Below are 18,544 nucleotides of genomic sequence, written 5' to 3' on the forward strand. Positions count from 1 at the left end.
AAACGAACGCCGCTACCCACGCTTGCCTAGCTGTCATGACGGGCACATACCGCGCCACATCCCGCTTTGCATCAAGGTCCTCGATGAAACCGTATCTTGCCGCCGTGCTCGCATCGATCGCGCTGGCCCCCGCCGCAACCGCGCCGGCGGCCGTCGCCCCCGCGCAGGACCGTGCACCGCAGACCCCAACGTCGCAGACCGCCCCCACGCCCCCGCCGCCCGGTGCGCCGCAGGCAACCGCGCCGCGTACACCGCCACGCCTCGTCGTCGCGATTTCGATCGATCAGCTCTCGGCGGATCTGTTCGCGCAATATCGCGACAAGTTCACCGGCGGGTTCAAGCGGCTATTGACCGGCGCGGTCTTCCCCTCGGGCTATCAGGGCCATGCCGCGACCGAGACGTGCCCGGGCCACTCGACGATCCTCACCGGCATGCGCCCCGCGCACACCGGCATCATCGCCAACACCTGGCTCGACCAGCGCGTCGGCCGCGCCGACAAGCTCGTCTATTGCGCGGAAGACGAGCGCGTTCCCGGCAGCAACCACGACAGCTACACGCCCTCCGATCTTCACCTCAAGGTGCCGACGCTGGGCGACATGATGAAGCGCGCCAACCCGAAGAGCCGAGTCGTCTCGGTCGCCGGCAAGGATCGCGCGGCGATCATGATGGGCGGCCACACCACCGATCAGATCTGGTTCTGGAACGGCAAGGAACTCGCCACGCTCGCCGGCCGCCCGACGCCGCCGGTCGCACAGCGCGCGAAGGATGCGATCGCGTCGCTCGTCGCCAAGCCACAGGCGGCGCTCGACCTTCCCGCTTTTTGCCAGGGCCAGTCGAAGCCGATTCGCGTCGGCGAGCAAATGCTCGGCACCGGCCGGTTCGAACGTGCCGCAGGCGACGCGCGCGCCTTCCGCGCCTCGCCCGCGATCGACGGCGCGGTATTCGCCACCGCCGCGGCCTTCGTGCAGGACATGAAGCTCGGCCAGGGCCAGGCGACCGATCTCATCGCGGTCGGTGCGTCGGCGACCGATTACGTCGGCCACGCCTTCGGCACGCAGGGCTCGGAGATGTGCATCCAGATGGCCGAACTCGACCAGTCGCTCGGCGCCTTCCTCGACAAGCTCGACGAGTGGAAGATCGATTACGAGGTCGTGCTCACCGCCGATCACGGCGCGCACGACATGACCGAGCGGCAGATCGCGCGCGCGATGCCGATGGAGGCGCACGTCGATCCGACGCTTGCCGCCAAGGTCGTCGGTCCCGCGATCGGCCAGGCACTCGGCATCGCCGGGCCGGTTTTGCTCGGGCCGGAGAGCGACCTCTACATCGCGAACGACGTGCCGGCCGCCAAACGCCCCGCGGTGATCGCCGAAGCGGTTAAGCGCTACCGCGCGATGCCGCAGGTCGCCGCCGTGCTGACCCGCGCGGAGATCGAGGCGACGCCGATGCCGCGCACCCCGCCCGAAACCTGGACGCTCGCCGAGCGTGCGCGCGCCTCCTACGATGCCGATCGCTCGGGCGACCTGCTCGTGCTGCTCAAGCCGCGCGTCAGCACGATCGTCGCGCCCGGGCCGGGCTATGTCGAGACGCACGGCAGCCCGTGGGATTACGATCGCCGGGTGCCGATCCTATTCTGGCGCGCAGGCATGGACGGATTCGAGCAGCCGCTGTCGGTCGAGACGGTGGATATCGTCCCGACGCTCGCCGCCTCGATCGGCCTGCCGGTCGCCGGGCTCGACGGCCGCTGTCTGGATCTCGACCCCGGCCTCGGCGACACCTGCCGCCGGTAAGCACCCCGGCACGTCCTCCCACCGACCGGGAGGGCGCGCCCCGGGTCAGGGCTGGCGCGTCTCGTAGGGGCGCACGCCGGCGCCCAGCTTGTTGGTGCCCAGCGCCAGCCGCTCGCCGCTGACGTTGGCGAGGAACGCCGGGCTTTTCTCCTGCCCCGGCGCAAGGCGGGCGACGTTGTCGTGGACGCTTAGGCCCGCCGAGCGATACTTGCGCTGCTCCGCCGCCACCACGATCATGCCACTCCAGTTTTCCTTGCGCATGCCCTGGACGAAAGTGTTGCGCGCGATCTCGCCCGTTCCCCCTTCGGGCAGGTCGATCATGTAGTTGGTGCGATCGCCGCCGGTATCGTCGAAGCTGTTGTCGGTGATCGACACGCGCGGCACGCGCAGCTTCACGTAATGCCCGCCGCGGCCGCGCTCGAAGCGCGAATTGGTGATCGTCACCGATCCGGAATTGCCGAGATAGATCGAGTGCGCGCAATCCTCGGTTTCGTGGCATTGCCCGAGGCCCGAGAAGGTCGACCGGTCGATCGTGATGTTCACCGGATCCTCGGTCGCACCGAGAATGCCCTCCTGGCTGTCGAGGAACATCGAGTTCCTGACGACGAGGTCGCCGATCTCGATCCGGATGCCCGCGCCATTGCCGTCGGGCACGCGAATGCCGCGGAACACCAGTCCGTCGACAACCGCGCCGCCCGCGCGCAGCACCAGCGCCGCCTTGCCCTCGCACGCCCCCTCGAAGATCGCGGTGCCCGGCTGAATCGCCTTGAACGTCACGCGGCCGGCCTGCTGGACTGCGCACTCGTTGTAGACTCCGGGTGCGATCAGCACGGTGAAATCGCGCCCCCGGTTCTTCGACAGCGCATCGTCGAGCGTCGCATAGCCCTCGCCCGTTTCCTGCACGGTGAACGGCGCGCGCACCTGCTGGCTGGTCGCGGGCGCGGCGAGCGCGAGGAGGAGGATGACGGGGGCAAGGCGCATGTAACGGGGATCCTTTCATCCTCGCTCCTGCCGCGTCCGGGTTACCACCGATACCGCCAAACGCAGTTAACGTGAGCCGCGCGATCCACCCATCGGTTGATGGTCCGCGCTTCTGTCCCGTCGCGGTACGGCCACCGGCAATCGCGTTTCCTGTTGCAACGCAAATGAGCGCGCCGCATGTGCGTACCGAAACGTCGAATCCAATTGGCGGAGAGGCACGATGCAAAGCTACCTGAAACACTATATCGACGGCGCCTGGGTCGAGAGCGACGGTGGCAAGCGCCACGAGGTGATCGACCCGTCGACCGAGCAGCCCTGCACCGAGATCACGCTTGGCAGCGCGGCAGACGTCGACAAGGCGGTCGCCGCCGCGAAGAAGGCGTTCAAGACGTGGTCGCAGACCAGCGTCGAGGAACGCGCCGCGATCCTCGAGAAGATCATTGCCGGCTACAAGGCACGCATCCCCGATCTCGCCGCCGCCACCAGCCGCGAGATGGGCGCGCCAATCTCGTTCGCCAGCATGGCGCAGGCACCCGCCGGGCTCGGCCACTTCATGGGCACGCTCGCCGCGCTCAAGGAATTCAGCTTCTCGGAAAGCGCCGCCAAGGGCGCGCGCGTCGTGCACGAGCCGATCGGCGTCGTCGCGATGATCACGCCGTGGAACTGGCCGCTCAACCAGATCTGCGCCAAGGTCGCGCCCGCGCTCGCCGCCGGCAACACCATGGTGCTGAAGCCGTCCGAGGAAGCGCCGAGCAACGCCATGATTCTCGCCGAGATCATCGCCGAGGCGGGCGTGCCCGCAGGCGTGTTCAACCTCGTCAACGGTGACGGGCCGACCGTCGGCGCCGCGCTGTCGAGCCACAAGGACGTCGACATGGTGAGCTTCACCGGCTCGACTCGCGCGGGTATCGCGGTCGCGACCGCGGCTGCCGCGACGGTCAAGCGCGTCCACCAGGAACTCGGCGGCAAGGCGCCCAACGTCGTTCTCGAGGGCGCGAAGCTGGGCGAAGTGCTGCCCCCGACGCTCGCCGGCGTCATCGCCAACACCGGGCAGAGCTGCATCGCGCCGACGCGCCTGCTCGTCCACAAGAGCCAGGTGAGCGAGGCCGAAGAGGTCGTGAAGGCGATCATGGAAGCCACCCAGATCGACAATCCGGAAAAGCAGGGCGCGCACATCGGCCCGGTCGTCAACAAGGCGCAGTTCGACAAGATCCAGACGCTGATCCAGTCCGCGCTCGATGAGGGCGCGCGGCTGGTGACGGGCGGCGTCGGCCGTCCGGACGGCCGCAACGCCGGCTATTACGTGAAGCCAACGGTGCTCGCCGACGTGACGCCCGAAATGCGCATCTACCGCGAGGAGACCTTCGGCCCGGTCGCGACGATCTCTACGTACGAAGATACCGATCAGGCGGTCGAGATGGCGAATGACACCGAATACGGCCTGTCGGCGACGATCTCGGGTGATCCGGCCGAAGCGGCAAAGATCGCTGGCAAGCTGCGTGCGGGCCTCGTCACGATCAACGCCTGGGGCCCCAACGGTCCGACGCCGTTCGGCGGCTACAAGTCTTCGGGCAACGGGCGCGAGGGCGGCAAATGGGGCCTCACCGACTTCATGGAAGTCAAGACCATCGTCGGCGAGAACGCCTGAACACCATCATCGAACGGCCGCCCGGCACGAACCGGGCGGCCTTTTTCTTGGGAGAGAGACCATGATCGTTAGCGTGCTGTATCCGAACCACGAAGGTGCGAAGTTCGACACCGATTACTACAAGGCGACGCATGCGGAACTCGCCAAGGAGATCTGGAATCCGGAGCGCGTTGAGCTGATCGAGGGTCAAGCCCCCGGCGGCGGCGCGGCGCCTTTCGCGATGATCGCGCACTTCCATTTCTCCTCGCCCGAAGCGATGGCGACGGCGTTCGCGCACCCGCGCAACGGCGAGCTTCACGCCGATGTCGCCAACTGCACCGACATCGCGCCGACCGTCTCGATCGGTAAGGCACTCTGATATCGGCGCGGCACCCCGGCAAACCCGCCGGGGTGGCGCTCTGCCGTCAGCGCAGCGGCCAGAAGAACATGATCAGCGGCGTGCCCAGCAGCACGACGATCACCGACAGCGGCGCGCCCAGCCGGGCATAGTCGCCGAAGCGATAGCCTCCTGGGCCCATCACCAGCGTGTTGCACTGATGCCCGATCGGGGTCAGGAAATCGCACCCCGCGCCCACCGCGGTCGCCATCAGGAACGCCTCGGGGCGATAGCCGAGGTCGCTGGCGAAGGTCGCCGCGATCGGCGCCATCACCAGCACCGTCGCCGCATTGTTGAGGAACGGCGTCACCGCCATCGCCGCCGCCAGGATCAGCGCTACCGCGCCCCACCCCGGCAGCGTCTGCGCGACCTCCGCCAGCCACGTCGCGATCACGTTCGACGCGCCCGTCGTACGCAGCGTGTCGGACACCGGGATCAGCGCGCCGAGCATGATCAGGATCGGCCATTCGACGTGCTCGTACGCGTCGCGCACCGGAAGCGCGCCGATCGCCATGATCGTCCCCGCCGCCGCGAAGAACGCCACCGCCACCGGCATCAGCCCGAGCGCGGTCGCTCCCATCGCCACGCCCAGGATGCCCACTGCCAGCCATCCGCGGCGTGAGGTGCCGAGCCGCATGTCGCGCTCCGCCAGCGGCAGGCAGCCGAGATCGCGCAGCCGCTCGGGCAGAAGGCCCAGCGGCCCCTGCAGCACCACCACGTCGCCTGCGCGCAGCGTGGTGTTGGCGAGCCGCCGCGACAGCCGCTCGCCGCGGCGCGAGATTGCTATCAGATTCACGCCGTGGCGCGCCTGCAGGTCGAGCCGCCCCGCCGTTTCTCCCACCATCACCGATCCGACGTTGACCACCGCCTCGATCACGCCCACCTCGTCGTCGGCCGATCCCGCCGGGGCGGCGCGGTCCTCGCCCTCCAGCTTCAGCCGATCGCCCGCGATCACGCGCTCGAGGGCATCGGGCTCGCCGCCCAGGATCAGCACGTCGCCCTCGTGCAGCACGTCGTCGTGGTGCGGCGCGCTGCGCATCTCGGCGCGCACGATCTGCGTGATCGTAATCTCATGCTCGTGCCGCTCGAGGAACGCGTCGACCGTCTCGCCGCCCGCCGGAGACCCTTCGGTGATCGTCACTTCGGTGACATAGCCGGTGATGTCGAGCGCTTCGCCCATCGTCGGTGCGGCGCGCCGATCCGCCGGGATCAGGCGATAGGCGATCGCAAGATAGACGATGCCGACGACGAACAGGCACGCGCCGACCGGCGTATAGTCGAACATCCCAAACGGGTGCCCCGTCATCTGCTCGCGTGATCGGCTGACGATGATGTTGGGCGACGTACCGACCAGCGTCATTAGCCCGCCGAGCAGCGAGGCCGACGCCATCGGCATCAGAAATACCGACGGGCTCGCCTCGCTCTTGCGCGCCATCTGGAACGCCGCGGGCATCAGCATCGCGAGCGCGCCGATGTTCTTGACCAGCGCGGAGGCGACACCGACCGACCCGGTCAGCACCAGCAGCTGCCCGCGCACACTCGTCACGCGCCGCGACACGCTGCGCAGGGCGCGCTCGATCACGCCCGATCGCTGCACCGCGCCCGAGATGACGAGTGCCGATCCGACGATGATGACGATATCGTCGGAGAAGCCCTTGAACGCGTCGGCCGGCGCGACAATGCCCAGCGCCAGCGCGGCGAGCAGCGCGATGATCGCCGTCACGTCGTATCGGAAGCGCCCCCAGATGAAGAGCGCCATCATTCCCGCCAGCGTCGCGAGCGACAGATATTGCGGCAGCGTCATCGGTCCCCCTCGATGGCGTTCAGGAAGATGAGCTAACGGCGAGCGCAGACGTTAGGTTGCGCGTCGCCACCGGCCGCCTGCTTGATCGCGATCAATAGTCCTTCGACACGCGCACATTGGCGCTCTGCCGCCCTAGCGTCGAGATGCTCGACAGCAGCGAAAGCCAGCGCGTCACCTGATATTCGACGCGTGTCGCGGAATAGCCCTGCCCGTCGGTCACAATCTCGGCGTACAGGCGCCGTGTCACGTACTTGCCCGCCGCGATCGACGTGCCCTGCCCGGTCTGCGGATCGGCGGGCAGGATGCGTAGCCGGTCGAGCCCCGCCGCGCGGCGCACGGCGTTGATCGGGTTCAGCCCGCCATTGCCGTCGCGCAACGCGGCGACCGCGGCCGCGAGCTGCAGCGCTTCGGGCGCCGACAGGTTGGTGATCGACGTGCCGAACAGCAGCCGCGACAGCAGCTCGTCCTGCGGCAGCGCGGGCACGCTGGTAAAGCTGATCTCGGGCTTAAGCGCGACGCCCGTCACGCGGATCGACGCGTTCAGCCCGGTTGAGTTGGCGTTCGCCTCGATATCGAGCGCGGGGTTGGCCGGCACCTCGCCCGCGAAGCGAATGACGCCGCGTGCCAACTCGAATTCACGGCCGGCGAATTCGTAGTCGCCGCGGATCAGGTCGGCGCGTCCGGTGATCGCGGGGTTGTCGGGCGCGCCGCCGATCGCGAGGTCGGCCGACCATTCGCTCGTCAGCCCAAGGCCGGTGACGAACAGCGCGTCGGCCGCGCGCGCCTTGATGTCGAGCCGCCACGGTGTCGGCGCACGCACGCCGTCGTCGTTGCCGTCGGGGGCGTTGATCTCGCGCACAATCAGCCGGGGTACCGCGCTCGTCGCGCTCGCCTGCCCCAGCCGGTAGCGGCTGCGATCGAGCCGCACGGCGCCGGAGATCACGCCGCCGCGCCCGCTCGACTGAAAGCGCAGCGGCCCCGTGACCGTCGCGGCGATATCGTCGCGGTCGATCATCACCGCGCGCTCGGCATTGAGCGTCAGGTCGAGCCCGATCCCCTGCGCCGCCGCGAAGTCGAACCGCCCGGTGCCGCTAACCTTCCCCTTGCCCGCATCGGCGGTGAAGCGTTCGATCGCCAGCCGCGATCCGGCGAACCGCCCCGCCGCCTGGACGTTGCTCAGCACCGTGCCCGTCGTCGCGCTCTCGATCCGGGCGTTCTTGGCCTGCACCACGCCGCGGATCTGCGGATCGGCGACGCTGCCGCTCACGTCCGCCGCGATGCCCACCGGTCCGGACAGGTCGAACAGCTCGACGCGGCTCAGCCGCCACAGCGTATCGGCCGGTCCGTCGTAGCGAAGCTGCGCGAACAGCCCGGCGCGCGCAATCCGCTGCGCCAGATCCCCTTCGCCCAGCCGCAGCACCGCCTGCGCGCGCCCAACCGTCTTGCCCCCCGATGCCACCACCGCGCGCACGCCGGCACGATCGGCGCTCAGCACGCCCGCCACCGCCATGTCGATCGGCGTCGACGACAGCAGCAGACCCGATCGCGTCAGCCCGCGCACCGTCATGTCGATCCGCCCGGTCGGCGTGCCGCCCGCCCCGCTGGCATAGCTCAGCCGCCCCGACGCGCTGCCGCCAAGCCCAAGGCCGGGGTACCCGATGTCGAGCACGCCGAGCGGCATCCGCGCGAGCGTCGCGTCGATGCTGTTCCCATCATTTCCGAACCGCCCTGCAACGGTCGCCGTGCCGCCGGCAAAGGTCAGCCGTGTCGCCGCCAGGCGCCACGCGTCGCCGTCGCGCGTCAGCACCGCCGGCGTCTCGAGCTGCAACGGCCGCCGGTCGACCGTCCCGCCCGCCATCACGCGATAGCTGTCCGGCCTGACGTCGATCACGCTCTGGATGTCGAATGCGCGGCCGCGCGAGCCGGCGATCGCCGCGCGCACCTGGCCGATGCCGCCGCGCAGCTTCGCGTTCGCCGCGAAGCGCGCAAAGCTCAACGCGCCGCGCCGCAGCCCCGTCCCGCTCAGCGTCGCGTCGATCGACGTTCCCGCCGGATCGAGCAGCGCGGCGAGGTCGAGCCGCCCCTGGCGCACCGTACCGATCCCGGCCAGCGTCGCCGCGTTGAGCCCGAGCCGCGCCTCGACGCGCTGGATCGTCCCCACCGGGCGCAGCGCCACCTCGCCGTTGATCCCGCCGCCGGCCACCGCCAGTCGACCGTCGAAGCCCCCCGGCACGATGTCGATCAATCCGCTCGCGCGCGTCCCGCTCAAGTCGAGCCGCGCGAGTGCGATCCGGTCCTGCCCGCCGCGCGGCAGCAGGATCTCGCCCGCGCCGGTGAACGCGCCGAGGCGCGACCCGCCCGCCACGTCGAACGCGAACCCGCCCGCGCTCGGGTCGAGATGCAGCCGCACGTCGCTGAGGCCAAGGCTGTCGGCAGGACGCTGGAACAGAAGGTCGATCGTTGGCCGCTCGATCCGGCCATCCAGCTTGAGCGTCACTGGGCCGTAGCTCGCCTGGTGCCCGCCGCCCTCGAAATGGAACGTCCCGTCACGGCGGCGAAAGCCGTTGCCCGTTAGCCGGATCGACGGACCCGTCAGCACGAGGTTGCGGAAATGCAGGATGCCGTCGGGCGTGCGTTCGAGCGCGGTGACGATCCGCGGCAGCCCGCCTGCCAGGTTGCGGAAGAAGCCGTTGTCGAGCCGCACCATCTGCGCCGTGCCGGTGCCGACGACGCGCGTGCCGCGCCGCCCCGGTCCCGGCACCACCTGCAGCTGCGACGTCACGTCGACGATGCCCAGCCCGGGGATCAGATAGTGTCCCAGCGCGCCGTTCAGCCCGACCTGATACTCACCGGTGCGCAGATCCACCGTCAGCCCGATCCGCGCGGTTAGCTTGTCGGACTTTAGACGCAGGTCGTCGCCGGTAATCATCGCCGCGGTGATCCGCAGCACGCCGTCGACCGACAGGTTGCGCAGGATCCCGCCGGCGACGTCGCCGACGCCCGTCACGCGCCGCGCGGTGAAGCGCACCGGCAGCACGATCGGCGCGGCCGACAGCCGCCCGCGGCCCGCGGCGCGCGCCTCGTCGAAGCCGGTATCGTCGAACGCCACGTGCGGCGCGGTGATGCGATAATCGAACGCCGCGGTGCGGAACGGCCCGTCGAGCACCACGCGCAGCTCGACGTCGCGCCCGCCCATGTCGTCGAACAGCGCCGCCGGCTGGAGCAGCCGCGCGCGCACCCGCAGGTTGCGCCACGCGCTCGCCGCCAGATCCGCGACACCCGTCGCCTCGAGCTGAATCGCCGACGAGCGCAGCGAGAGCGTTCCGTCGAGCCGCCGCATCGCAAAAGACGCGGCGCCGTTCACCAGCACGCGCGGCCCGGTCAGCCGCCGCACGCGGCCGGTGGTGAGCACGCCCGGCCGCACCACCCCGGTCAGCGTATAGGCGCCCGCGCGATTGCCGAGCGCAAGGTCGATCACGCGCTCGCCTCCCGTACCGACGAGCGCCACCGCGCGCCCCTGCCACGCCGCCCAGCGTCCCGCCCCGCCGACGTCGAGCGACAGCGGACGCCGCACTCCCGTCCACCTGGCGAGCACGCCGTTGGCGCTGCCACGTGCGCGCACGTCGATGTCGAAGCGATTGCGGTCCGGCACCGCGTCGATCCGCAGCCGCAGCGCGTCGCTCCCCTCAATCCGCGCGTCGAGCGCAACCTGCGCGCGCCCGCCGCGGATATCGGCGCGCCCGTCGATCCGGCCGTAGCGCACCGCGCCGGTCACCGCCCGCCCGACCACCAGACGCTCGACCGTCAACCGCCCGATCGCGATGTCGAAATCGGGCAGCAGGGGGCTCGGCCCCGTCGCTAGCGTGCGCGGGATCTTGGCAAAGGTCGCGACCGGCACGGTGAGCGAACGGATCTCGAGCCGGTTCGACAGCCACGCGAACGGCCGCCAGTCGAGGTCGGCGCGCGGCGCCGCAAACACCAGCCCGTCCGGATCGGCAACGCGCACGTCGCGCAGCACCGCACGGGTGTAGATCGATCCGTCGATCCGCCCGACGCTGAAGCGCAGCCCGTTTGCGGGCCGGGCGGCGTTGATCCGCTCCGCGATCCAGCGATGGCCCATCTGGGTGTCGACGATCCATGCCGTCACCGCCGCAATGCCGACGAGCAGCGCCGCAAACCCTGCGATCCAGCGCCAATGCCGCATCAGAACGCCTGGCCGAGCGACACGTAGACCGCGACGCGCGAATCGCCGGGCTGCGGATTGATCGGCGTGCCCACGTCGATGCGGATCGGCCCGAAATTGCTGTAGTAGCGCACACCGACGCCGGCCCCGTAGCGCAGGCCCGAGAAGTCCGGCACGCCGCCGGTGTAGATGTTGCCCGCGTCGAAGAACGGCACCACGCCGAAATTGCCGAACGCCTTGATCCGGCCCTCTATCGCGAATTCGGCGAGGCTGCGCCCGCCGATCGGATCGTTGTTGGGGTCGCGCGGCCCGATCGATTGATAGCCGTAGCCGCGCACCGATGCGCCCCCGCCGGCGTAGAAGCGGCGCGACGGGGCGATCGCATCACGCGGCGCGCCCACGATCGTGCCCAGCCGCACACGCCCGGCCAGCACCACGCCGCCAATCGCGCGATACGCACTCGCGTCGATCTGCGCGCGGGTATAGCCGAACGTCGATCCCTGCAGCGACAGCTCGGGGCTCAGCCGCCCGCCAAGCCGGAAGCCGCTCGTCGGGTTGAGCAGGTCGTCCGATCCGTCGTAGGTCAGGCTCGTCGGCGCCGCGGCGATGAAGAACGTCCGCCGCCGCGGCGCGCCGGTTGATACGATCACGTCGCGCTCGTCTGATGCGAGCAGTTCGGCACCGAGCGACCACGTCCACGTCTTCTGAAAGAAGATGTTGGTCTGCCGCTCCAGGCTACCCGACAGCGAAAAGGTGTTCGCCTCGTACGCGTCGCGCTGCGTGTGGGCGGCGGCAATCTGCGCGGTCAGCACGCGGTCGCGCCCGCGGAAATTGTTACGGCGGAACGTCACCGCGCCAAGCTGCTCCTGCGTGCCCAGCACGCCGCGCAGCGTCAGCCCACCTTCGGGCGGGAACAGGTTGCGGTGCGTCCAGCTCGCCTCGACGCGCGCGCCCTCGCCCGTGCCGTAGCCGACCTCGCCCGCAATCGTGCGCGGCGGTGCGCGTTCCAACCGCACGTCGATGTCGACCGTCTCGGGCGTCGTCCCCGGTACCGGCTTCACCTCGGCGACTGAGACGAGCCCAGTCTGAATCAGCGCGCGGCGCAAATCGTCCAGCGCTGGCGCGTAATAGGGCTTGCCGGGCGAGAAGCGCGCGATCTCGGCGACGTGTTGCGCATCGAACACGCGATTGTTCGCGTTGGTGCGCACCTGCCCGAACACGCGCGGCGTGCCCGGGTCGACGCCGACGTCGAGCGTCGCGGTGCGCGCTTCGCGATCGATCGTCACGACCGGGTCGGTGACACGCGCGAAGGGAAAGCCCTGCTCGCCCACTTCGCTGCGCAGCCGCGCCTCGGCCGCCGCGATGCGATCGGCGTTGACCGGATCGTCGGCTTTGACCGCGAATGCCTCGCGCAGCGTCTCGGCCTTCGCCCCCGCCGCCGCAACGCCCGCGACGGTCACGTCCTTCAGCCGATAGATCGGGCCGGGCACGACATCGAGAACCACCAGCGGGCGCGCGCCGGCCGTGTCGATCCGCATGTCGACGCGCGCATCGTAATAGCCCTCGCCGCGCAGCAGCGTGACCAGCAGCGCCGCATCCTCGCGCGCGCGCCGGTCGAGCTGCGCCGCATTGGACGGCTCGCCGTCATGCTGATCGAGCACCGACAGCTCGGCGAACCGCTCGCGCAGCAGCGGCGAGCCGATGCCGTCCATCCCGTCGAGCCGCCAGCTGTAGCGCGTTTCGCCGCTCGCGGTGGCCTGCACCGCCGTTGCCGCTGCGGGCTCGGGTGCCAGCTCGGGCCAGGCGACGCCGATATCGGGCAGGTCGGCGAGCGGCGCGGACGGATCGAGCGTGGTGCCGGTCGCAGGCGCGCCCGCCTGCCCGATATCGGTCTGCCGCGCTGCGGGCGCATCGGCCTGCTGCGCCGTTGACGGCGTCGCGGCGAGGAACGCAAAAAGACCTGCCGCGCCGCCCAGCGCGCCTCGCCCGTACATTCCCTGTCCCTACGGTCTGCGCCCGCCAGCGGCAATGCCGCGCGCGCCTCAGTGTACCGTGCCGCAGGCGTAGTCGGTCGCAAGCAGGTCGATCAGCCGCTCGATCTGCCGCCAGCGGCAGAAGTGGACGACGTTGCCCACCGCGCGGCTGCGGTTCGCGCGGCTCGCCGCCTCGAAGGCGGCCGCACCGCCATGTTCGGCGATCAGCAAGGCGGCATCGTCGACCGCGGCGCGGTCGGCAAGGAAGATCATCGGCGTCAAGGGCGACCCTGTATCTATGGTGTAGCGCCGGTATGACGCGTAGCCGATGACATCGCGTGAACGGCAACGGTTAACGCCGGTGGCGTCGGCCGGCGCGACGTGCGATGGACGCGCGCATCATGAACGATCGACCATCCCGCCCCCCCAGCGCCGGGGGTTTCCTCATCGCCATGTCGCTGCTGGTCGGCACCGTCCTCGGCTTCATGAACGGGCAGACGACGATCGGCTTCCTGATCGGGCTCGCCGTCGGCGTCGCGCTGTCGGTCGCCATTTGGCTGCGCACACGCGGCTAATCCGCGCCGCGCGCACCGCTACGGCACGCGCAGCAGCAGCTTGACGCGGCCGACCACCGTCGCCTCGTCCGGCACGCACGCGATCGGTGGATAGTCCGGATTGTCGCTCAGCAGCGTCAGGCCCGAACGGTCCGTCCGGACGCGCTTGACCAGCAGATCCTCATCGCGCCTGACGACGTAGATGCCCGCCGCCGCGACGCGCCGGTCGCTGCGATCGACCAGCAGGCGATCGCCCGCGCGGATCGTCGGCAGCATCGAATCGCCGACCGCATCGATCATCGATGCAGCGCCCAAGTCGATGCCCTCGTCGCGCAGCATCCGCGCGGTGAACGCCACCGTGCGCAGCACCGTCTCAGGCCCCGCCACCGCGCCACGTCCCGCCGATGCGGCCAGCGACAGATACGGTACCGCCACCTCCTGCTCCGGCGCCGCGCCGCCCAGTACCGATTCGGCGACGCCGAAGAAGCGCGCGAGCGTTGCCCGGTCGCGTTCGTCGAGCCGCCGGGGCGTACCGCGCCGCACGAATTGTTGGAGATAGGCGACGTTGCGCCCGATCAGCCGCGACAGTTCCGACAGCGATACCCCGCGCGCCGCCGCCAGTTGCTCGAGCGCAGTTGCGACAGCACGATCCATCGCCCAATCCTAGCCATAGGAAATTTCCTAGACAAGTTGGAAAAGGTACGAGAACAAAGTACGAACACAACGAGTCGGAGCGCGCTGCCATGTCCCTGCTGGTCGAGATCGATCGCTACCTTCGCCTGACCGGCGTCTCGCCGTCGACCTTCGGGCGACGCACCGTCAATGATCCGCGATTGGTGCACGATCTGCGCGCCGGGCGAATGCCGGGGCCCGGCATCCGCGCCCGCGTCGAAGCTGCTCTCAAGGAGGTGCAGTGATGCGCGGGCCCGGCACGGGCGCGCTGCTCGGGCGCGCACTCGCGCGATCGGCTGAGAACTCGGGTGCGACGGTCGAGGTCGATAGCTGCGACACGCGGCCGTGGTTCAGCGCAACACTCAGCGGCGCACACCACGCCTTTGCGATCACCGCCCCCGTCGGCGATGCCGTCACGAACTGGCTGAGATCTTTACCGCAGCAGCCGCTGCCGCTGTCGGGCCATCTTGTCGCCGATCTCGCCGTCGCCCATGCGGTTGAGCATGCCGGCCGCCTGCATCTGCGGATCGACGCGCTGACCGTCGCCGCCGCCTAGTGCGCGGCGGTCAGTTCGTCGCCAGCCGCCGCAGCATGCCCAGTGTATCATCTAGGCTCGCCGCCGGCGCCGGAACCGGCGCAGGTGGCGGCGTCGGGGCAGCACGCCGCTTGGCGCCGCGCTCGAGCCGATCGAGCAAGCTCGCGATCGACGTCTCGCCGACCGGCTTGGGCACCGCCGTCAGGAACGACAGCGTATCGTTGGCATGCTCGACCGGGGGCGCCGGATCTTGCTCGACCCCCATGTCGCGCGATCCAGCGCTCGGCGCGGCATCGACGAGGTCGACAGCCGGCGCGGCCATGGTCCGATCCGTCTCGGGTTCGACGAGTTCGATAAGCCAGGCTGCTGCGGCTGCCGTTTCCTTGACCGGTTTCTGCGACCCTGCTCGAGCTTCGGCCCCCTCCCAAGCGGGCGCCGCTACCGGCAATTCATAGGGCATGCTCTTCGCCACTCCCGGCTCTTCACTGCCGCTTTCCCACTCGCCGAAGCCATGCGCCGACGACGCCGACATCGCGGTGACGGGCGGCAGCACGACGAGCGGCGCGACGGTAGGCGTCGGGGCGAGCGGCGCATCGGGCATGGCAATCGGATCGAACGCGGCGAGCGGCAGGTCGAGGTCGGCCGGCAGCGGCCGCTCGGGTTCGGGCACGCGGCCCGACGGCGGCGGCGCAGCGATCGGCAGCGGCGGGCCCAGGTCCTCACTCGCGCGGATCGGCCGGCGCGGCGGCGCATCGGGATGCGCATCGGCACGGCGGACCGATACCGTCTTGATGGCTGTCGCGGGGGCCGTCGACCGCCGCGCCGGGAAGCGCACCCTGCCGTTGCCGATCAGGTGCACGAGCAGCGCCGCGCCGAGGAACGGCAGCAGCGCTCCGATCGCCAGCGCCACCCGCCCCGTCACGCCGACCGGCGGCGCCGCGGCGGGGATGATGTGCGGCAGCCACAATCGCCATACCAACAGGTCGATCCGCGGCTGTGGCAGCGCAGCGACGACGCCTGCCACGACGACGCCTAGTCCCGCGAGAGCGATCGGGGCCGCCTGTCGCATCAGGTTCGTACCGTTGTTCGCTGCGCCCATGTCCGACCCTTCCGCGCGGCCGTGACCAGCCGCTGATAGACGGGTTCGTAACGCGCAATATTTGACGACCAGTTACGCTCACTCTCGACGAACGCGCGGGCCCGCTCGCGCCGTGCCGCCCAGCCGCTGCGATCGGCGAGCAGCCCGGCGAGCGCCTGCGCGATTGCTGCCGGATCGTCTGCCGCGAACAGCGTCCCCGTCTCGCCGTCACGGATCAGCTCGCGGTGCCCGCCGACATCGGACGCGGCGACCAGCCGGCCCTGCGCCATCGCCTCCAGCGGCTTCAGCGGGGTGACGAGATCGGTCAGCCGCATCCGCTTGCGCGGATAGGCGAGCACGTCGACCAGGCTGTAATAGCGCTCGACCTCATCGTGCGGCACCCGCCCGACGAAGCGGATCCGGTCCGCCGCGGGGGAGGCCGCCGCCTGCGCGCGCAGCTTCGCCTCCATCGGCCCCCCGCCGACCAGCATCAGATGTGCGCGAGGGCGCCGTTCGATCAGCGCCGGCATCGCCGCAATCAGATCGTCGAGCCCCTCGTAATCATAGAAGCTGCCGATGAAACCGATCACCTCGCCGTCGAGCCCCAGCGTCTCGCCCAGCGCTTTGTCACGTGGCGGCGGCGCGCCGAACATCGTCATGTCGACGCCGTTTGGCGATACCATGATGCGCTCGTCGGCGACGCCGCGCGCGATCAGATCGCGCTTCAGCCCCTCGCAGATCACTGCCACCGCGTCGGCGCGTGCCACTGCCCAGCTCTCCAGCCCGCGCGTCAGGCGATAGCGTGCCGACCCCTCGCGCCCGGTGCCGTTGCCCACCGCCGCATCCTCCCAGAAAGCGCGGATCTCGTATAGCAGCGGTAACCCGGTGCGCCGCGCCACCGGCAGCGCCGCCAGCGCGCCCAGCACCGGCGAGTGCGCGTGGATGATGTCGGGGCGAAAGTCGCGCGCCACCCCGGCGATGCGCCGCGCGAACGCCGCCACCTCCGCCATTTCACCGAGCGGCGCGGGCAGTCTGATCGCTGGCGCGGTGCGGTGGAAATCGATCCCGTCGACCCGCTCCGCCCCCGGCGCATCGGCGTGGTAGCGCGGCCCTGTCACTGCCGCGACGTCCCAGCCGCGCGCCTGCTGCGCCTTGACGATCGCGCGCGTGCGAAACGTATAACCGCTCTGCAGCGGCAACCCGTGATCGAGAACGTGGAGAATGCGCATGCGCATCCCCTGCCACGCTCCGCTTAACGCCGCGTCAACCGCCCGCGGCTAACACCGGCGCTTCCCATCAGACAGGCGAGCGCGCGACCGGCCATGATCGACAATTTCGCCCTTGGGCTAAGCCATGGCCTGCTGCTGCTCGCCGCGTGGCTGCTGCTGCGCCGCGACGATCTCGACGTCGAGCCCCGCGCCGACGATCCGGCCATGCCCACCAGGGGGCGTCGCCCGCGTGCGTGATCTCGCGTTCATCGGCTTTCTCGTCGCATTGCTCGGGCTCGGCTTCCGTCGCCCGTTCGTGTTCGTGCTGACCTACGTCTACATCGACATCGTCTCGCCGCAGCGGCTGACCTATTATCTGCTCAACGCGGTGCCGATCTCCCTGATCGCCGCGGGGCTCGCGGTGCTCGCCTGGGCGGTGGTCGACAACAAGGCCGATTCGCGCTTCGCCCCGCGGCAGGGCCTGATCCTGCTGCTGCTGATCTATTGCGGCATCACGACGCGCACCGCCGATTTCCCGGTCGAGGCGGCGGAGAAGTGGGAATGGGTGTGGAAAAACCTCGCCTTCGCCGTCTTCCTGCCGCTCACCCTGCGCACCAAGCTCAGGATCGAGGCGCTACTGCTCTTCATGGTGCTGTCGGCGAGCTCGATCGTCATCGTCGGCGGGATCAAGACGCTCGCCTCGGGCGGCGGCTACGGCGAGCTCAACCTGATGGTCTCGAACAATTCGGGGCTCTACGAAGGCTCGATCATCTCCGCCGTGGCGATCTCGTTGATCCCGATCATTTTGTGGTTCGCGAAGAACGGCACGATCTACGAGCCCGATTGGCGCGTGAAGCTGTTCTGTCTTGCCCTCGTCTTCGCCTGCCTGCTGATCCCGGTCGGCACCTCGGCGCGCACCGGGCTTCTATGCATCGGCCTGCTCGCGGTGCTGATGCTGCGCGAGGTGAAGCGTCGCATGCTCTACCTCGGGGGAATCGCGCTGCTCGGGCTCGTCGCGGTGCCGTTCCTCCCGTCGGCGTTCAGCGAGCGGATGGGCACGATCAAGACGTACAAGGCCGACGAGAGCGCTTCGACGCGCCTCGCAGTGTGGCAGTGGACATGGGACTACGCCAAGGATCACCCGTTCGGCGGCGGGTTCGAGGCATATCGCCAGAACCGCATCCGCTACGATACCGTCCATGTCGCGGGTGAGGGTGCGAGCACCACCGTCAAGCGCAACCTCACCGTTGACAAGAGCCGCGCCTATCACTCGAGCTATTTCGAAATGCTCGGCGAACAGGGCTATTTCGGCCTCGCGCTGTGGCTGCTGATCAACGCGATCGGCGTGATCCGCATGGAGGTGCTGCGCCGGCGCTACCGCAGTGGGGATCTCGCCTGGGCGGGCAGCCTCGCCGGCGCGCTGCAGCACGCGCAGCTCATCTACCTGCTCGGCGGGGCGTTTGTCGGCATCGCCTTTCAGTCGTTCCTCTACATGCTGCTCGGCGCGCAGATCGGCCTCGACACCTATCTGAAACGCCGCGCCAGCGAGACGTCGTGGCAGCCGATGCGCCGCCAACGCCCAGTCCCCGCTACCGCCTAGGCGACTGCCTCCTGCCCCTTGTTGCAAGCGGTTCGCGAGAAGCCGCGCGCGTCAAGTCTTTTGTCGCGCAGGTCCCGCTTCCCTCCTTCCCCCTTACTCTTCGCGCTGCTATCGCCCGCGCAAACGTCTCGCCTTCGCCCGT

16 protein-coding genes are annotated in these 18,544 nt (G+C 69.7%); 8 read left to right on the forward strand and 8 right to left on the reverse strand.

Annotated elements, in window-relative coordinates:
- Positions 1–83: 83 nt before the first annotated feature.
- Entirely contained in the window at positions 84–1,790 is a 1,707-nt protein-coding gene (locus tag B7L05_RS02335) for an alkaline phosphatase family protein (protein WP_085808617.1), read from the forward strand.
- A gap of 45 nt (positions 1,791–1,835) precedes the next feature.
- Here the strand turns inward: B7L05_RS02335 and B7L05_RS02340 are convergent, their stop codons facing one another.
- Positions 1,836–2,771, reverse strand: a complete 936-nt coding sequence (locus B7L05_RS02340) for a right-handed parallel beta-helix repeat-containing protein (RefSeq protein WP_085808618.1) — start codon at positions 2,769–2,771, stop codon at positions 1,836–1,838.
- Between the two features lie 220 nt (positions 2,772–2,991).
- Between B7L05_RS02340 and B7L05_RS02345 the strand changes: the two genes are divergently transcribed.
- The gene (locus B7L05_RS02345; protein ID WP_085808619.1) at positions 2,992–4,419 is read left to right on the forward strand and encodes an aldehyde dehydrogenase family protein; all 1,428 of its coding nucleotides are present in this window, start codon (positions 2,992–2,994) and stop codon (positions 4,417–4,419) included.
- A gap of 61 nt (positions 4,420–4,480) precedes the next feature.
- A complete protein-coding gene (locus B7L05_RS02350) occupies positions 4,481–4,777 on the forward strand; it encodes an EthD family reductase (RefSeq protein ID WP_085808620.1) in 297 nt (98 codons plus the stop codon).
- 46 nt (positions 4,778–4,823) lie between these two features.
- Here B7L05_RS02350 and B7L05_RS02355 read toward each other — a convergent pair whose 3' ends face one another.
- The 4 genes from B7L05_RS02355 to B7L05_RS02370 all read right to left on the reverse strand — a co-directional run bounded on the left by B7L05_RS02355 (position 4,824) and on the right by B7L05_RS02370 (position 13,028).
- Complete coding sequence (locus tag B7L05_RS02355) at positions 4,824–6,599, reverse strand: SLC13 family permease (protein WP_085808621.1); 1,776 nt, start codon at positions 6,597–6,599, stop codon at positions 4,824–4,826.
- Between the two features lie 91 nt (positions 6,600–6,690).
- Positions 6,691–10,803, reverse strand: a complete 4,113-nt coding sequence (locus tag B7L05_RS02360) for a translocation/assembly module TamB domain-containing protein (RefSeq protein WP_085808622.1) — start codon at positions 10,801–10,803, stop codon at positions 6,691–6,693.
- A complete protein-coding gene (locus tag B7L05_RS02365; RefSeq protein WP_085808623.1) occupies positions 10,803–12,776 on the reverse strand; it encodes an autotransporter assembly complex family protein in 1,974 nt (657 codons plus the stop codon). The genes B7L05_RS02360 and B7L05_RS02365 overlap by 1 nt, the downstream gene beginning before the upstream one ends.
- A 48-nt stretch (positions 12,777–12,824) precedes the next feature.
- A complete protein-coding gene (locus B7L05_RS02370) occupies positions 12,825–13,028 on the reverse strand; it encodes a hypothetical protein (protein ID WP_085808624.1) in 204 nt (67 codons plus the stop codon).
- Positions 13,029–13,141: 113 nt separating this feature from the next.
- Here B7L05_RS02370 and B7L05_RS02375 point away from each other — a divergent pair, with 113 nt between their 5' ends.
- Positions 13,142–13,330 carry a hypothetical protein gene (locus tag B7L05_RS02375; protein ID WP_085808625.1) on the forward strand — a complete coding sequence of 63 codons (189 nt, stop codon included), beginning with the start codon at positions 13,142–13,144 and terminating at the stop codon, positions 13,328–13,330.
- Positions 13,331–13,348: 18 nt separating this feature from the next.
- Here B7L05_RS02375 and B7L05_RS02380 read toward each other — a convergent pair whose 3' ends face one another.
- On the reverse strand, positions 13,349–13,963 hold the full coding sequence (locus B7L05_RS02380) for a LexA family transcriptional regulator (RefSeq protein WP_085808626.1): 615 nt from the start codon (positions 13,961–13,963) through the stop codon (positions 13,349–13,351).
- A gap of 89 nt (positions 13,964–14,052) precedes the next feature.
- On the opposite strand from B7L05_RS02380, the gene B7L05_RS17320 reads away from it, so the two are divergent.
- Together B7L05_RS17320 and B7L05_RS02385 are read left to right on the forward strand one after the other, a co-directional pair.
- Entirely contained in the window at positions 14,053–14,226 is a 174-nt protein-coding gene (locus B7L05_RS17320; RefSeq protein ID WP_179187099.1) for a hypothetical protein, read from the forward strand.
- Positions 14,223–14,537, forward strand: coding sequence for a hypothetical protein (locus B7L05_RS02385; protein ID WP_085808627.1), 315 nt, complete (start codon positions 14,223–14,225; stop codon positions 14,535–14,537). The genes B7L05_RS17320 and B7L05_RS02385 overlap by 4 nt, the downstream gene beginning before the upstream one ends.
- 10 nt (positions 14,538–14,547) lie before the next feature.
- Here B7L05_RS02385 and B7L05_RS02390 read toward each other — a convergent pair whose 3' ends face one another.
- On the reverse strand, positions 14,548–15,585 hold the full coding sequence (locus B7L05_RS02390) for a hypothetical protein (protein ID WP_179187100.1): 1,038 nt from the start codon (positions 15,583–15,585) through the stop codon (positions 14,548–14,550).
- The gene (locus B7L05_RS02395) at positions 15,585–16,823 is read right to left on the reverse strand and encodes a TIGR04063 family PEP-CTERM/XrtA system glycosyltransferase (protein ID WP_085809052.1); all 1,239 of its coding nucleotides are present in this window, start codon (positions 16,821–16,823) and stop codon (positions 15,585–15,587) included. Before B7L05_RS02395 ends, B7L05_RS02390 begins: the two co-directional genes overlap by 1 nt.
- Positions 16,824–16,916: 93 nt before the next feature.
- Here B7L05_RS02395 and B7L05_RS17325 point away from each other — a divergent pair, with 93 nt between their 5' ends.
- Together B7L05_RS17325 and B7L05_RS02400 are read left to right on the forward strand one after the other, a co-directional pair.
- A complete protein-coding gene (locus B7L05_RS17325) occupies positions 16,917–17,060 on the forward strand; it encodes a hypothetical protein (RefSeq protein ID WP_179187101.1) in 144 nt (47 codons plus the stop codon).
- On the forward strand, positions 17,053–18,402 hold the full coding sequence (locus B7L05_RS02400; protein ID WP_085808629.1) for a putative O-glycosylation ligase, exosortase A system-associated: 1,350 nt from the start codon (positions 17,053–17,055) through the stop codon (positions 18,400–18,402). The genes B7L05_RS17325 and B7L05_RS02400 overlap by 8 nt, the downstream gene beginning before the upstream one ends.
- The last annotated feature ends 142 nt before the right edge of the window (positions 18,403–18,544 follow it).

The sequence above is a fragment of the Sphingomonas sp. TZW2008 genome (assembly GCF_002117915.1).
GTDB lineage: Bacteria > Pseudomonadota > Alphaproteobacteria > Sphingomonadales > Sphingomonadaceae > Sphingomonas.

Bases quoted from the DNA above. Each gene is read 5' to 3' on its own strand.
- B7L05_RS02335 (WP_085808617.1), top strand. From the start codon at position 84: ATGAAACCGTATCTTGCCGCCGTGCTCGCATCGATCGCGCTGGCCCCC.
- B7L05_RS02340 (WP_085808618.1), bottom strand. From the start codon at position 2,771: ATGCGCCTTGCCCCCGTCATCCTCCTCCTCGCGCTCGCCGCGCCCGCG.
- B7L05_RS02345 (WP_085808619.1), top strand. From the start codon at position 2,992: ATGCAAAGCTACCTGAAACACTATATCGACGGCGCCTGGGTCGAGAGC.
- B7L05_RS02350 (WP_085808620.1), top strand. From the start codon at position 4,481: ATGATCGTTAGCGTGCTGTATCCGAACCACGAAGGTGCGAAGTTCGAC.
- B7L05_RS02355 (WP_085808621.1), bottom strand. From the start codon at position 6,599: ATGACGCTGCCGCAATATCTGTCGCTCGCGACGCTGGCGGGAATGATG.
- B7L05_RS02360 (WP_085808622.1), bottom strand. From the start codon at position 10,803: ATGCGGCATTGGCGCTGGATCGCAGGGTTTGCGGCGCTGCTCGTCGGC.
- B7L05_RS02365 (WP_085808623.1), bottom strand. From the start codon at position 12,776: ATGTACGGGCGAGGCGCGCTGGGCGGCGCGGCAGGTCTTTTTGCGTTC.
- B7L05_RS02370 (WP_085808624.1), bottom strand. From the start codon at position 13,028: ATGATCTTCCTTGCCGACCGCGCCGCGGTCGACGATGCCGCCTTGCTG.
- B7L05_RS02375 (WP_085808625.1), top strand. From the start codon at position 13,142: ATGGACGCGCGCATCATGAACGATCGACCATCCCGCCCCCCCAGCGCC.
- B7L05_RS02380 (WP_085808626.1), bottom strand. From the start codon at position 13,963: ATGGATCGTGCTGTCGCAACTGCGCTCGAGCAACTGGCGGCGGCGCGC.
- B7L05_RS17320 (WP_179187099.1), top strand. From the start codon at position 14,053: ATGTCCCTGCTGGTCGAGATCGATCGCTACCTTCGCCTGACCGGCGTC.
- B7L05_RS02390 (WP_179187100.1), bottom strand. From the start codon at position 15,585: ATGCGACAGGCGGCCCCGATCGCTCTCGCGGGACTAGGCGTCGTCGTG.
- B7L05_RS02395 (WP_085809052.1), bottom strand. From the start codon at position 16,823: ATGCGCATTCTCCACGTTCTCGATCACGGGTTGCCGCTGCAGAGCGGT.
- B7L05_RS17325 (WP_179187101.1), top strand. From the start codon at position 16,917: ATGATCGACAATTTCGCCCTTGGGCTAAGCCATGGCCTGCTGCTGCTC.